The 14,287-nt window shown below is 39.6% G+C and carries 9 protein-coding genes; 5 read left to right on the forward strand and 4 right to left on the reverse strand.

Going from position 1 to position 14,287, the window contains the following annotated elements:
- Nucleotides 1-64: 64 nt before the first annotated feature.
- The 4 genes from hppD to KME09_03520 all read right to left on the reverse strand — a co-directional run bounded on the left by hppD (nt 65) and on the right by KME09_03520 (nt 8,162).
- A complete protein-coding gene (hppD, locus tag KME09_03505) occupies nt 65-1,222 on the reverse strand; it encodes a 4-hydroxyphenylpyruvate dioxygenase (protein ID MBW4532980.1) in 1,158 nt (385 codons plus the stop codon).
- Between the two features lie 757 nt (nt 1,223-1,979).
- A complete protein-coding gene (locus KME09_03510; GenBank protein MBW4532981.1) occupies nt 1,980-3,893 on the reverse strand; it encodes a fumarate reductase/succinate dehydrogenase flavoprotein subunit in 1,914 nt (637 codons plus the stop codon).
- Between the two features lie 456 nt (nt 3,894-4,349).
- On the reverse strand, nt 4,350-6,761 hold the full coding sequence (locus tag KME09_03515; protein MBW4532982.1) for a phosphoketolase family protein: 2,412 nt from the start codon (nt 6,759-6,761) through the stop codon (nt 4,350-4,352).
- A gap of 165 nt (nt 6,762-6,926) precedes the next feature.
- Nucleotides 6,927-8,162, reverse strand: a complete 1,236-nt coding sequence (locus KME09_03520) for an acetate kinase (protein MBW4532983.1) — start codon at nt 8,160-8,162, stop codon at nt 6,927-6,929.
- Nucleotides 8,163-8,209: 47 nt separating this feature from the next.
- Here KME09_03520 and KME09_03525 point away from each other — a divergent pair, with 47 nt between their 5' ends.
- From KME09_03525 to KME09_03545, 5 genes are all read left to right on the forward strand, one after another.
- Nucleotides 8,210-8,395 (forward strand): NUDIX hydrolase N-terminal domain-containing protein, encoded by a 186-nt coding sequence (locus tag KME09_03525; GenBank protein MBW4532984.1) that lies wholly within the window; start codon nt 8,210-8,212, stop codon nt 8,393-8,395.
- Between the two features lie 142 nt (nt 8,396-8,537).
- Complete coding sequence (locus KME09_03530) at nt 8,538-9,593, forward strand: potassium channel protein (GenBank protein ID MBW4532985.1); 1,056 nt, start codon at nt 8,538-8,540, stop codon at nt 9,591-9,593.
- Between the two features lie 193 nt (nt 9,594-9,786).
- Nucleotides 9,787-10,140 carry a four helix bundle protein gene (locus KME09_03535; protein MBW4532986.1) on the forward strand — a complete coding sequence of 118 codons (354 nt, stop codon included), beginning with the start codon at nt 9,787-9,789 and terminating at the stop codon, nt 10,138-10,140.
- Between the two features lie 169 nt (nt 10,141-10,309).
- On the forward strand, nt 10,310-13,849 hold the full coding sequence (locus KME09_03540) for a tetratricopeptide repeat protein (protein MBW4532987.1): 3,540 nt from the start codon (nt 10,310-10,312) through the stop codon (nt 13,847-13,849).
- Between the two features lie 95 nt (nt 13,850-13,944).
- Complete coding sequence (locus KME09_03545) at nt 13,945-14,157, forward strand: hypothetical protein (GenBank protein MBW4532988.1); 213 nt, start codon at nt 13,945-13,947, stop codon at nt 14,155-14,157.
- Nucleotides 14,158-14,287: the final 130 nt, after the last annotated feature.

The raw sequence follows: 14,287 nt of genomic DNA on the forward strand, positions 1-14,287 counted from the left end.
CCAAAAGATTTTTAATAAATGCGATTAGGCTCCCCTAAAGGACTAGGTCCGCTTCGCGATCGCTCTAAACAGTGATGGGAAATTCTTCTTTGATTGGCAAAGATTCGCTGTCAAATAACATGGGGTGTTTGAGTTTAGTTTTGGCTAACTGTTCAAAATCAGGATCAAATTCTCCCAGAACACCACGACGTATCTGATCGAGTTCAATAGATTCAAATAAAGCCTGAAAATTACCTTCTCCAAAGCCTTTATTACCCTTTCTTTCAATAAACTCAAAAAAGATTGGCCCGATAATTTCTTTAGTGAAGATTTGGAGTAAAATACCGTCTTCTTTTTTGCCACCATCAATTAAAACTTTTAGTTTTTTGAGAGCAATTACATTTTCTTCGTGGCTGGAAATACGTTTATCTATTAATTCGTAATAGCTTGCAGGAGTGTCTTGAAACAAGATTTTTTCTTCTTTGATTTGACCTACTACCGAGTAGATATCATGACAACCCAAAGCAATATGTTGAATACCTTCCCCATTGTATTTTTCTAAGAATTCAGCAATCTGCGAAAAGTCGTCTTGAGATTCATTTAACGGAAGCCGAATTTTGCCACAGGGACTAATTAAGGCTTTGCTACGTAAACCTGTTTTTTTACCTTTAATATCAAAGAAACGAATTTCTTGAAAATTGAAAATACATTCATAAAATTTAGCCCAAGCATCCATGTTTCCCTTAAATACATTTTGAGTAACATGATCGATATAAGTAACTTTAGGTTTAGCCAAAGGAAGCTGACCAGTAGGTTCAAAAAAGCTATCCAAAAATTGTTTAGAAGTCTGGCGATCGATTAAATAAATCTTCGAGCCTCCAACACCTTCAATTGCAGGCAAGTTATAATCCGAACAAATTACTGCTTTAGCACCACGCTTCACCGCTTCTTGGAGTGCAAAGTTAGAATCTTTGACTCTAAAACTGATACCACAAACACCAGAACCATGAATAGACTCAAAAGCAGCAGCATCCGTATCCGCTTCTGCATTGACAATAAATTTCATATTGCCTTGCTCTAGTAAGAAAATGTTTTTGAGGTGATGACGACCAGTTAAAATAAATCCAAATTTAGTAAAAATATCAATAATTTCTTGAGGGAATTTAGTAGCAAACTCGATAAAATCAAAGCCATTGATTTGAATCGGATTTCTTGTTTTAAGTGCCTGCTCTTTTTCAATCATGATGTAAGTTATTGTTATTTTATTTAATATTTCTGAAATAAATTAATTTTTAGAGTATTTATATTTATAGGCAGCAAAAAATTTCCAAGAAAATATTACTTTTCTAGTATTTCAGCCTGACTGCCTGAGACAAGTTTCTCTTATCTTTATTATGTTATGTATAAATTTTGTTTTTTATGCAAAAAGGCTATTTTGTTATTATGCGATCGCTTAAAAGCGTTGATGAATTGTATCTTAAAAATTCAATTTTTATGAAAATACTAGGGTTTATATAAATACGTCACGCAACCAGTATTTGAGCTTGATTGTACTTTTATAATTATCTTTTATAATTATTATTAGCTCTTGATATATTGAAGTAAAATAATTGCTATAGCAAGTAAAAATAGTGATTTTAAGTATTAATTTTATAAATGCTGAATTTACTTAATTTTGCTTCATATGTAATTAAATATAGAGTTTATTTAGAATTTTTCAATAGTTTTCGATCATTAATACTAAAATACTAACTAAATATTTGTATTAGATCCAAAACATATTGTCACATTTTTAAAAATCTTGCTAGATTAAAATAAGATATTCATCAAAAATTTATATTTAGGTAAAGCTATTGTTCTTAGTTGTTTTTTTATCCTGACAGGCGATCGGGAAGAAATAGGAAAGATTTTCAATCTGAAATGGTAGAATAATCTTTATCGCTTTTCCTACTTCCTACTTCCTACTTCCTATTTCCTACTTCCTATTTCCTACTTCCTATTTACTTATAACTACGTTGGGTCAATTCAACATTGTCAAACTCTAATTTTTCTTGGTGTAAGACAGGAGTTTGTTCATCTCCTTGATATTGCCATGCAGCAACATAAGCATAATCCTCATCATTGCGTTGGGCTTCTCCTTCTGGAGTCTGACATTCTTCGCGAAAGTGCGCGCCACAGGATTCTTCGCGATCTAGAGCATCTCGCGCCATTAATTCTCCCAACTCTAAGAAATCAGCAACTCTACCCGCAAACTCCAAGTGCTTATTAAAAGTCTGCTTGTCTTGAGGAATTATCACATTTGACCAATATTCCTGTCTTAATTCTGCTATTTGGGCGATCGCCTGTTCTAATCCTGAGCGATCGCGAGACATGCCTACTCGATCCCAGAGGATTTTACCTAGCTGACGATGAAACTCAGTCGCCGTCTTATTACCGTTGATACTCAACAGTTTATTAACTTTAGTATTGACCGTCGCTTCTGCTTCTTCAAAGGCAGGATGAGTTAACTTTACAGGTGGTAAATCGCTCGTCGCAATATAGTTACCCAAAGTGTAGGGAATGACAAAATAGCCATCAGATAATCCTTGCATCAAGGCACTAGCACCGAGACGGTTTGCCCCGTGATCGGAAAAATTGGCTTCGCCTAAAACGTGTAAGCCAGGAATAGTACTCATCAGGTTATAGTCTACCCACAAGCCACCCATAATATAGTGAACGGCGGGATAAATTCGCATCGGGACTTCGTAGGGGTTTTCTCCCGTGATGCGTTGATACATATCGAACAGATTACCGTAACGTTCGGCAATTAATTCTTTGCCTAATTTGGCGATCGCATCCCTAAAGTCTAAATATACTGCTAGTCCAGTTTCACCAACGCCTCGACCTTCATCTGTAACCTGCTTGGCGTTACGAGAAGCCACATCACGAGGGACAAGATTACCAAAGCTAGGATATCTGGTTTCTAGATAATAATCTCTTTCTGTTTCAGGAATTTGACTGGGATGGCGCTGATCGCCAGGCTGTTTTGGCACCCATACCCGCCCATCATTGCGTAAGCCTTCACTCATCAAAGTTAACTTAGACTGATACTCTCCCGACACAGGAATACAGGTAGGATGAATCTGGGTATAGCAAGGATTGGCAAATAAAGCCCCCCGTTTGTAGCATCGCCAAGCAGCCGTGACGTTAGAGTTGCGGGCATTAGTCGAAAGATAATAGACATTGCTATAGCCCCCAGTACAAAGTAGCACTGCATCTCCTGCGTAGCGTTCAATTTCCCCCGTAATCAGGTTACGAACAATAATACCTCGTGCTTTCCCGTCAACTAAGACCAAATCTAGCATTTCTCGACGAGGAAACATTTCTATCTTCCCTTCAGCAATCTGACGAGACATGGCACTATATGCCCCTAGTAAAAGTTGTTGTCCTGTTTGCCCTTGAGCGTAAAAGGTACGGGATACCTGCGCCCCACCAAAAGAACGATTGGCTAATAGTCCGCCATATTCCCGCGCAAAAGGAACACCCTGCGCCACACATTGATCGATAATCTGATTACTAATCTGCGCCAAGCGATGTACATTAGCCTCACGGGAACGATAGTCCCCACCCTTGATCGTGTCGTAAAATAACCGCCAGACAGTATCCCCATCATTAGGATAGTTTTTCGCCCCGTTAATGCCTCCTTGAGCAGCGATACTATGGGCGCGACGAGGAGAATCTTGGATGCAAAAACTTTTGACGTTGTAACCTAATTCCGCTAGGGTAGCTGCTGCGGAAGCCCCTGCTAATCCTGTTCCGACAATTAAGATGGTGTGCTTTTTCTTATTGGCAGGACTGACTAATTTACAGTGATCTTTATAATTGTCCCATTTGTCTTGTAGTCTACCAGCAGGAATTTTAGGATCGAGTTTCATTAATCAGAATGGGAAATGAGGGATGAAGGATGAAGGACAACAAAATCGACGAAATATGCTTTAAGTATACTAGTTGGAGATAAACAGCCAAATTTTAAGTTGGTTAATTAATCACTATAACATCGGCATTTTTTAACGTCTGATGTGAATTAATTGAATATGAAAATTTAAGAATTGCCAAGAATGAAATTAAGCTCGATCTTTTCAAAATGCCTCAAAAATATTTTTCGTCGAACTCAGAATTTATAAGGCGATCGCTTTGATCGTTGATTTTATACCAATTTTCATGCATTAGCTGGAAAGACGATCTATAAATATAAAATTGTAGGTTGGGTTGAGGTACGAAACCCAACATTAATAACATTTTGTTGGGTTTCACTTTCGTTCTACCCAACCTACTAGCTACTGGCGCGTCTAGTTTAATTTATTGGGTAAATTGGTGTTGGCAATTAATCATTAATAAATCCACTTCCAATTCGTTACTTCAGGTTTATCCATACCCTCAGAATGAGCATAAGCAAGATTATCGATAATCTCATCTCTCATCCGTTCTCTAACATAAGCAGCACGAGAACCTAAATTAGGAACGCGATCGATTACATCAATGACTAAATTAAAGCGATCAATCTGGTTAAGAATTGCTAGTTCTAGAGGCGTATTGATATTGCCCTGTTCCTTGTAACCGCGAACGTGAATTCGTTCTTGATTGGTACGGCGATAAGCTAACTTGTGAATCAGCCAGGGATAGCCGTGAAAGTTAAAGATTATAGGTTTATTGGCAGTAAAAAGAATGTCAAATTCCTTGTTAGATAAACCATGAGGATGTTCACTTTCGCTTTGTAGACGATATAAATCCACTACGTTGATAAAGCGAACTTTTAAGTCGGGAAACTCTTCTCGTAGAATAGCTGTCGCTGCCAAAGATTCCTTAGTAGGAATGTCACCACAACAAGCCATAATTACGTCAGGCTCATCTGGTTTTGTCCCACAATCGTCGTTGCTCGCCCATGACCAGATACCAATTCCTTTAGTGCAATGCTTGATGGCTTCTTCCATTGTTAAATATTGCAGGTGCATCTGTTTGTCAGAAATAATCACATTTACATAGTCCTTGCTGCGCAAACAGTGATCGGCAACTGAAAGCAAACAATTGGCATCGGGGGGAAAATAAACACGGGTAACATAAGCACTCTTATTCGTTACCAGATCGACAAAACCTGGATCTTGGTGAGAAAAGCCATTATGATCTTGTCGCCAAACCAAAGAAGACAACAAGATATTGAGAGAAGAAAGCGAAGTCCGCCAAGGCACATGATGTTTGCAGATATCTAACCATTTAGCGTGTTGGTTAAACATCGAGTCAATAACGTGGACAAAAGCTTCGTAAGTGTGAAATAAGCCGTGTCTTCCTGTCAATAAATATCCTTCTAGCCATCCTTCGAGGGTATGTTCACTCAACATTTCCATCACTCGACCGTCAGGAGATAATTGACTACCATCCTCATCTTCAGGTAAATAATCTGCCAACCAAGTTTTTTTAGTGACTTCATAGATAGCAGAGAGACGATTAGAAGCGGTTTCATCGGGACCAAAAACACGGAAATTATTCATGTTGTTGCCCATCACATCCCGTAAAAATTGCCCTAATACCGCCGTATTTTCAACCTGCACAGTACCAGGCTTGTCCATTGCCACGGCATAGTTGCGAAAATCGGGAAGTTGAAGGTCTTTACGCACTAGACCACCGTTAGTGATGGGATTAGCACTCATACGGCGTAACCCAACAGGAGCGAGTTCTTTTAATTCGGGGATTAAAGTACCATTGTCATCAAAAAGTTCTTCAGGTCGATAACTCTTCATCCATGCTTCTAACAATTTGACGTGTTCCAGATTAGAATGCATTTCTCCCATTGGAACTTGGTGCGATCGCCAAAATCCTTCAACTTTATGACCATCGACATCTTTCGGGCCTGTCCAACCTTTAGGGGTACGCAGGATAATCATGGGCCAACGGGGGCGGAAGGCTTTATTTTGACTACGGGCTTCTTGCTGAATCTCCCGAATTTTGACAATACACTCCTCCATGGTGGCTGCCATTTGTTGGTGCATTAGTTCTGGATCTGAGCCTTCGACTACATAGGGAGTATAGCCATAACCGCGAAATAAGCTATCGAGTTCTTCTGGGCTAATGCGAGACAGAATCGTCGGGTTAGCTATTTTATAACCGTTAAGGTTGAGTATAGGTAACACTGCCCCATCACGGACGGGATTGAGGAATTTATTGGAATGCCAAGCAGTTGCTAGAGGGCCTGTTTCGGCTTCTCCATCACCCACGACACAAGCTGCAATTAAATCGGGGTTGTCATACACTGCACCGAAGGCATGGGAAAGACTGTAACCAAGTTCGCCTCCTTCGTGAATTGAGCCTGGAGTTTCAGGAGTACAATGGCTACCAATATGACCAGGGAAGGAAAATTGCTTGAAGAATTTTTGCATTCCTTCTGTGTCTTCGCTTTTATCGGGATAGATTTCCGAATAAGTACCTTCTAGATAAACGGGCCCTAATACCCCTGGCGCACCATGTCCAGGCCCTGCGATATAAAGAGCATTGAGGTCGTATTTTTTAATCAGTCGATTGAGATGAATGTAGGTAAAACTGAGGGCAGGAGACGATCCCCAATGTCCTAGTAATCTATGTTTGATATGTTCTGGTTTTAAAGGTTCTTTCAGTAATGGATTATCTCGAAGATAAATCATGCCAATGGCAAGATAGTTACAGGCACGCCAATAAGCATGAATTTTTCGGAGTTCTTCGGGAGTTAAAACTGATTCTGAGGCAAGATTATTAGTGATTGGTGTTGTAACCATAGTAAGTTTCTGGAGTGAAGAGTTTCAGAGTTACGATGAAATAGAACAAGAAGCAGCGATAGAAATTTTTAACTGCCTTTAATTAATGTTAGTCCGCTTTTCAAAAAAGCTAAGAGCTAAAAGCTAAAAGCTAAAAGCTAAAAACTAACTAATTAAAAACGTAGTCTATTCAAATGAAACCGACTGTAACTGCCAGCACTGAGTAGCGATCGCCCAATCTTCTTCTGTATGAATAACTAACACCCTAACTTGAGAATCTTCAGTAGCAATATCTTCATTAATCGGACGAGCATTATTTTTATCTATGTCCAGGTATAATCCTAAAAAAGTAAATTGCTCACAGGTTTCGGCTCTTAGCTTGGCTGTATTTTCGCCCACACCTGCGGTAAACACCAAAACATCTAATCCTCCCAAAGATGCGATCATTGCCCCAATACCACTTCTGAGACGATGGATATAAATATCAAAAGCTAGTTGCGATCGCGAAGCGTGGGCTACGCCCAATCGCTTTTGTCCTTCAGCACTGGCTGCGACAATTGCCCTCATGTCGGCGGATATACCAGAAACTCCCAGTAAACCAGATTCTTTAGTTAATAATTGATTTAATTCATCTCCATTTAAACCGTATTCTCGCATTAGATACAGCAAAATTTGGGGGTCAATTGAACCGCAGCGCGTCCCCATCATTAAGCCTTCCAAGGGAGAAAAGCCCATTGTCGTGTCGATACAGATACCATTAGCAATTGCAGCTAATGAACAACCGTTTCCTAAGTGACAGGTAATTATTTTCAAAGAATCTAGGGATCGCTCGAGAATTTGAGCTGTTTTGGTGGCGCAATATTGATGACTAATCCCATGAAAACCATAACGTTGAATACCCCGTTCAAACCATTCATAGGGTAGAGGATAAACTTTAGCAGGTTCGGGGATTTGACTGTGAAAAGCGGTATCGAATACGGCGATTTGTGTAACTTCGGGGAGAATTCTGGCGATCGCTTCTATCCCTTCAAGATGAGCAGGATTATGATTAGGAGCTAGAGGAATTAAATCAGCGATCGCATTTTTAACTTCAGTTGTAATTATAGTCGGTTGGCAATATTTCGCGCCTCCATGAACTACCCGATGACCGACGAGATCTATTTGTTCTAAGCGATCTAAAACTTTAGTTTCTCCCTCAACGAGAGTATTGAGCATTGTCTCTAAAGCTCGATCGCGGTTGGCTAAATCAGTCTGTTGTTGAACGCCATTACTTTTAATCGTTAGGCTACCCAAATCTGAAGCAGTCCAATCTATATGCCCTAACCATAAAGGTTCGGGTGGCTGTTGCGGTAATTCTGTTCCTAATCTGTAAAGGGAACTCTTTTGGCTACTTGAGCCAGCGTTGAGGACTAAGAGGTACATGAGCAAGTGTTATTTTGTTACAAAAGACAGTTTTTAGATTTTTTTATATGCTGAAACTACTTGAAGAAATACGAGCTATTGCGCACCTAGGTTTAAATTATAGTAATGATGTTTACGATCGCGAACGTTATGAACGTCTGCTTAATCTTGCTAGTAGCGAATATGCTTGCTTAAGCGATCTTCCTCCACAAATTATTCGCGATCGCTTTCGGGCTGAATTAGGTTACAGATAATATTGCATTACGATTAATCAGAAATTGATAAGTATTTAACGTATTCAGTACCTTCGACTACTAAACTCAAGTGTAATGCTGAGATTAAATTAACTGGAGTCCATTAATCGTTAACTTATTGAGTTTCAGGTACTAGCCAAAGATGCAAAATTCGTTTAGGCGTATTCTTACAGGAACAATCATTCTTGTTTCTACATTTGTAATTGCTGTAATTGGTTATATTTCATTTGGTTGGACGTTATTAGACTCAGTTTACATGGTGGTAATTACCATTTTTGGTGTGGGCTATGGGGAGGTAAACCCTTTGACAACTCCATCAGAGAAAATTTTTACCATCATGGTAATTATGGCTGGGACAACATCGGCAATCTATATCGTCGGAGGTTTTGTACAAATGGTTGCAGAAGGGGAAATTCACAAGGCTTTAGATAGTCATCGGTTGGATAGGGAGATCAAAAGCTTAGATAACCACGCTATCATCTGCGGTTTTGGACGCATGGGGCAAATAATCGCTCAACAGTTGCTTAAAGATCGCCAAAAGTTTGTCATTATCGATCGAGAAAGCGATCGCGTTGCCCAAGCTGAACAAATGGGCTTTTTGGCTACCATGGGAAATGCTACTGACGAAAGCTTATTAATCTTGGCGGGGATCGAAAAAGCCAGAGTCTTAGCTACAGTCTTACCAGATGATGCTGCTAATGTATTTATTACTCTAACAGCCCGTGGTTTGAACCAAGGTTTAATCATTCTCGCACGAGGAGAATTGCCAACTACAGAGAAGAAATTGAAGTTAGCAGGGGCAGATCGCGTAGTTTTACCAGCGATTATTGGCGGTATGCGGATGGCAAATTTGATTACTCGTCCCGCAGCTACGGAATTTCTTAAAAGTAAAAGCGATCGCTTTTATCTTGAAGAATTATTGAGTCAAATTAATGTTCAAATTGATGAATTATTGATTAAACAAAGTTCGGCTTTAGCCAATAAAAGTGTTGGTCAAATAGAAGTACGGGGCAAAGGTACTTTCATTATTGTTGCTATCCGTCGCGCGGATCAAACCGTGGTCAAAAATCCCGATCGCAGTGTCATCTTACAACCAGGGGATACAGTCATTGTTATGGGACATCATGGTGATATTCCTCAGTTCGCTTTTAATGAGATGAAAGGAAAAATGCGCTATCGAGGTTCAAATATTGGGTAATTCAGTCACTAGTTACCAGGAAAAATTACCAAAATAGCGATCGCTATTCTCAAAATCTATATTTTTAGCAGCTGTCGTCAATTCTTTCACCCTAAACTATTTAATACGTCTAATGTGGGTTAGCTTCGTTCAAATAAACTAATTCGTAGCCGTAAGCTATAAGCTATAAGCCATAAGCTTTTTTAAGAAAAATATGCAAGATTTTACCAAGTTATTAGTCTGGCAAAAAGCTCACAATATAACAATCAATATTTACAAATTAACAGCTAATATGCCTGTCGAAGAGAAATATGGATTAACAAGTCAGATACGTCGTTCTGCTGTGTCAATAGAAAGTAATTTAGCTGAGGGAGCTGGTAGAGATAGCGATAAGGAAATGGCAAGATTTGTTGACATAGCAATGGGTAGCTCTTTTGAGTTACGATGCCAAATATTGATAGCTAGAGACTTGGGTTATCTGGAAACTAGTAAATGTGAAATGTTTGAATCGAAGATTTTAGAAGTAAATCGAATGCTTGGGGGTTTACTTAAAAAGCTTAGAGCTTAGAGCTTAGAGCTTAAAGCTAAAAATGAATCACTATAATTTTTAATTCACATTAAACGTATTTAATAAACCATTTAATCAAAGCTTAAAATATTCTGTATAACAAATTAATACAAAAAAAATTACGGAATAATTCTAGATAACATATCTCCTAACATTTTTAGGACTAGCCATGAGTTCGAGTTCTCCTCCGCCTCCTGACTTTGATCGCGTTGAAAAGGGAGTCAATCTGTTCACTACTCTTCCTAGCAAGTTATCAACTTTTGTGAGAGATATAGCAGGGTGGATTCGTAAGCGACAGTGGTTGGAACTGTTGATGTTGGTAGTTGCGATCGCAGTTCTTTTCTTGTTATTTAAAGCTGCGATTGACCATTATTTCAAAAATGGTATTCCTTACTTTGATTATGTTTTCGGTGCAATCGTGTTAGTTTTTTTCCTTGCTGTAATTATTGAATCGCGGAAAAAACCGCCTCTTAAATTTGTCTCGCGAGATGTTGGCAAGCGCAAGGCAATTAAGTTTTTAAGTTCTTTTGAACAGGAAGATGCAGAAATTTTTGCTCGTTTGCGAGGATATCGAGATTTGGAGGTGATATTAGAAAATATTGTTCATCCTGACTTTAATTTTGGCATTCTCAAGGGAAAATCTGGCTGTGGGAAAAGTTCTTATTTAAAAGCAGGACTTTTAGCAGAATTGGCAAAAACAGAAACCCATCGAGGAGTTTATATCAAATTTTCTAACCTAGATTCTCTGCAAACAATTCGGGAAGCTTTTATTGATTCATTAAATTTACCGAAACAAGAAATCGAAAGCCTCAATTTTTTAGAACTCCTAAATAAAGCGATGGAAGCAGCTTCTCAAAGTTGCCAAAATTTTAAATCTCTGATCTTAATCTTCGATCAGTTTGAACAGTTTTTTATCTATACCGATGACCAAGCAAGGCGAGAAGCATTTATTCAAGATTTAGCTACTTGGTACAACAATGACGAACTAACAGACAAAATCAAAATTTTGATATCGATTCGGGAAGATTGGTTTGCTCGAATGGACGAAATTCAGCAGAGTTTAGACTATACCCTGAGAACTGGTAGCCACATGGGAGGCAATTCTTTTTATCTCAAAAACTTCTCTGCCGAAGAAGCAAGCATAATTCTAGCGGTGATGGCAAAAGAAGATTTAGGTATCGAAGAAAATGATGTTGAACGCTTTGATAGTCCCTATATTCAAGAAATACTAGAACGAGACTTAGCTAGTCCGACAGATCGCTTAATTTCTCCTGTAGATTTGCAGATTATTGCCGAGACAATTAAACAGCAAAATACTTCGGAAACGCGATCGTTCAACCGTAAAGCATTGCAAAGATTAGGTGGAATTGAAGGCTTGCGTCGCAGCTTTTTAGAAAGCATTCTCGAAGATTTGGGTACAGAAAGAAAAAAATTAGCCGTTCAGGTGTTAGTTTCCCTCACCAATTTAGAGCAGCAAACCCGTGCTGAAGTAAAAACTTTGGCACAATTACAGGACAAAGTAAAAGGAATTGTATCATCCAATGAAGTAGAAAGTTTAGTCATTTATTTACAAGGAGTGGGATTAATTTCTGCTGTCGAAAGAGATGGAATTAAAGGCTATGAATTAGCACACGAAGGAATGATTTCTGCTGTTATTCGATCTGGAGAACAAATACAAGACAAAGCATATCGCGCCAATCAGTTATTAGAGCGTCGGGTGAATGAGTGGCTGGGAAACAATCGCAGTTCTCGCTATCTTTTTAATCTTAAGGAATTGTGGTCGATCGAGCAGCAGAAACCCTATTTAATTTGGGGAAGTAAAAGACAGCAAAAGCAAAAATTATTAGAACAGAGTAAACGGCGAATTTATGGGAGATATGGAAGTTTTGGCGGGGTTCTGTTGTTGGGGATGGGAATTTGGGGAGGGTTGAACTATACGCCTTGGGGACAACTGACGCAAATTCGTTGGAGGTTGGCTGATGTGAGCCAGCAAATCAGTAATGCTGAACACAAAGTTATAGCAGTTGCAGCCTTTGCCAAAGATGAAAATTTCTCTCAAGCCTCTAAACTTGCCAACCAGATTAAGGATTACTCTGCCTTAAGAGCGATCGCCGAAGCTTATAGCAAGCTTAACCAACCAGAAAAAGCGGCTGACTTGCTGGCAAAAGCATTAACCTCTGCCAACCAGATTAAGGATTCCTCTAACAAAGCCTCTGCCTTAAGTGCGATCGCCGAAGCTTATAGCAAGCTTAACCAACCAGAAAAAGCGGCTGACTTGCTGGCAAAAACACTAACCTCTGCCAACCAGATTGAAAATTCCTATTTCAAAGCCAATACCTTAAGTGCGATCGCCGAAGCTATTGGCAAGCTTAAGCAACCAGAAAAAGCGGCTGATTTACTGGCAAAAGCACTAACCTCTGCCAACCAGATTGAAGATTCCTCTGACAAAGCCGATGCCTTAAGTGCGATCGCCGAAGCTATTGGCAAGCTTAACCAACCAGAAAAAGCGGCTGATTTACTGGCAAAAGCACTAACTTCTGCCAACCAGATTGAAGATTCCTCTAACAAAGCCTCTGACAAAGTCTCTGCCTTAAGTGCGATCGCCGAAGCTTATAGCAAGCTTAACCAACCAGAAAAAGCGGCTGACTTGCTGGCAAAAACACTAACCTCTGCCAACCAGATTGAAAATTCCTATTTCAAAGTCTCTGCCTTAAGTGCGATCGCCGAAGCTATTGGCAAGCTTAAGCAACCAGAAAAAGCGGCTGATTTACTGGCAAAAGCACTAACCTCTGCCAACCAGATTGAAGATTCCTCTGACAAAACCAATACCTTAAGTGCGATCGCCGAAGCTATTGGCAAGCTTAAGCAACCAGAAAAAGCGGCTGATTTACTGGCAAAAGCACTAACCTCTGCCAACCAGATTGAAGATTCCTCTAACAAAGCCTCTGACAAAGCCTCTGCATTAAGAGCGATCGCCGAAGCTATTAGCAAGCTTAACCAACCAGAAAAAGCGGCTGATTTACTGGCAAAAGCACTAACCTCTGCCAACCAGATTAAGGATTCCTCTAACAAAGCCTCTGCCTTAAGTGCGATCGCCGAAGCTTATAGCAAGCTTAACCAACCAGAAAAAGCGGCTGACTTGCTGGCAAAAGCACTAACCTCTGCCAACCAGATTGAAGATTCCTATTTCAAAGCCAATACCTTAAGTGCGATCGCCGAAGCTATTGGCAAGCTTAAGCAACCAGAAAAAGCGGCTGATTTACTGGCAAAAGCACTAACCTCTGCCAACCAGATTGAAGATTCCTCTGACAAAGCCGATGCCTTAAGTGCGATCGCCGAAGCTATTGGCAAGCTTAACCAACCAGAAAAAGCGGCTGATTTACTGGCAAAAGCACTAACTTCTGCCAACCAGATTCAAGATTCCACTAACAAAACCTATGCCTTAAGTGCGATCGCCGAAGCTTATAGCAAGCTTAACCAACCAGAAAAAGCGGTTGATTTACTGGCAAAAGCACTAACTTCTGCCAACCAGATTCAAGATTCCACTAACAAAACCTATGCCTTAAGTGCGATCGCCGAAGCCGAAGCCAGTCTGAAAAATTGGGGAAAAGTATTGGAAGTGACGCAACAATGTCCTGGTCAGGATTGTAAGGTTGATTCGCTAGCGAGGGCGTTAACGGTTTATGCAGAGCAAGAACATCCTAAATAAATCTTAGGTTTCATAGCATACATACTCATTAAATTGCTCGACGCGATCGCCCTTTTGCCAACAGACAAAATCAAACATTTACTTAATTTAGGTAGGTGGCAACAATTTTTTCCTCAACTAAGCGGTATGAGTCTGATTTGATGGAATGGCGATCGCTAAGTCTGGCACCTTCAATCCGAGTTGAGCAACCAATGCTTTCAATGGTTGTTACTTTTATTAATGCTACTAACCGTTCAGGGGCCAACATTCCTAAAGCCTTCCAAAACCCTTTAAATTCATCAATTTCGGCGATGAGGTTGAGTATTTAGGAAGTTATTTTAAGCGTATTAATATCCCTACTTGAAATCTCAATTGGATTTAGATCTATGACATCTAGATTGATGTGAAGTTAAGATGAAGGTTGATATTTGAACCTTATTATTAATTATTAGTAGTGTT

The sequence above is a fragment of the Pleurocapsa minor HA4230-MV1 genome, from assembly GCA_019359095.1.
GTDB classification, from domain to species: Bacteria; Cyanobacteriota; Cyanobacteriia; order Cyanobacteriales; family Xenococcaceae; genus Waterburya; species Waterburya minor.

Coding starts and splice junctions, on each gene's coding strand:
- hppD (MBW4532980.1), bottom strand. CDS start 1,222: ATGATTGAAAAAGAGCAGGCACTTAAAACAAGAAATCCGATTCAAATC.
- KME09_03520 (MBW4532983.1), bottom strand. CDS start 8,162: ATGTACCTCTTAGTCCTCAACGCTGGCTCAAGTAGCCAAAAGAGTTCC.
- KME09_03525 (MBW4532984.1), top strand. CDS start 8,210: ATGCTGAAACTACTTGAAGAAATACGAGCTATTGCGCACCTAGGTTTA.
- KME09_03510 (MBW4532981.1), bottom strand. CDS start 3,893: ATGAAACTCGATCCTAAAATTCCTGCTGGTAGACTACAAGACAAATGG.
- KME09_03515 (MBW4532982.1), bottom strand. CDS start 6,761: ATGGTTACAACACCAATCACTAATAATCTTGCCTCAGAATCAGTTTTA.
- KME09_03535 (MBW4532986.1), top strand. CDS start 9,787: ATGCAAGATTTTACCAAGTTATTAGTCTGGCAAAAAGCTCACAATATA.
- KME09_03540 (MBW4532987.1), top strand. CDS start 10,310: ATGAGTTCGAGTTCTCCTCCGCCTCCTGACTTTGATCGCGTTGAAAAG.
- KME09_03530 (MBW4532985.1), top strand. CDS start 8,538: ATGCAAAATTCGTTTAGGCGTATTCTTACAGGAACAATCATTCTTGTT.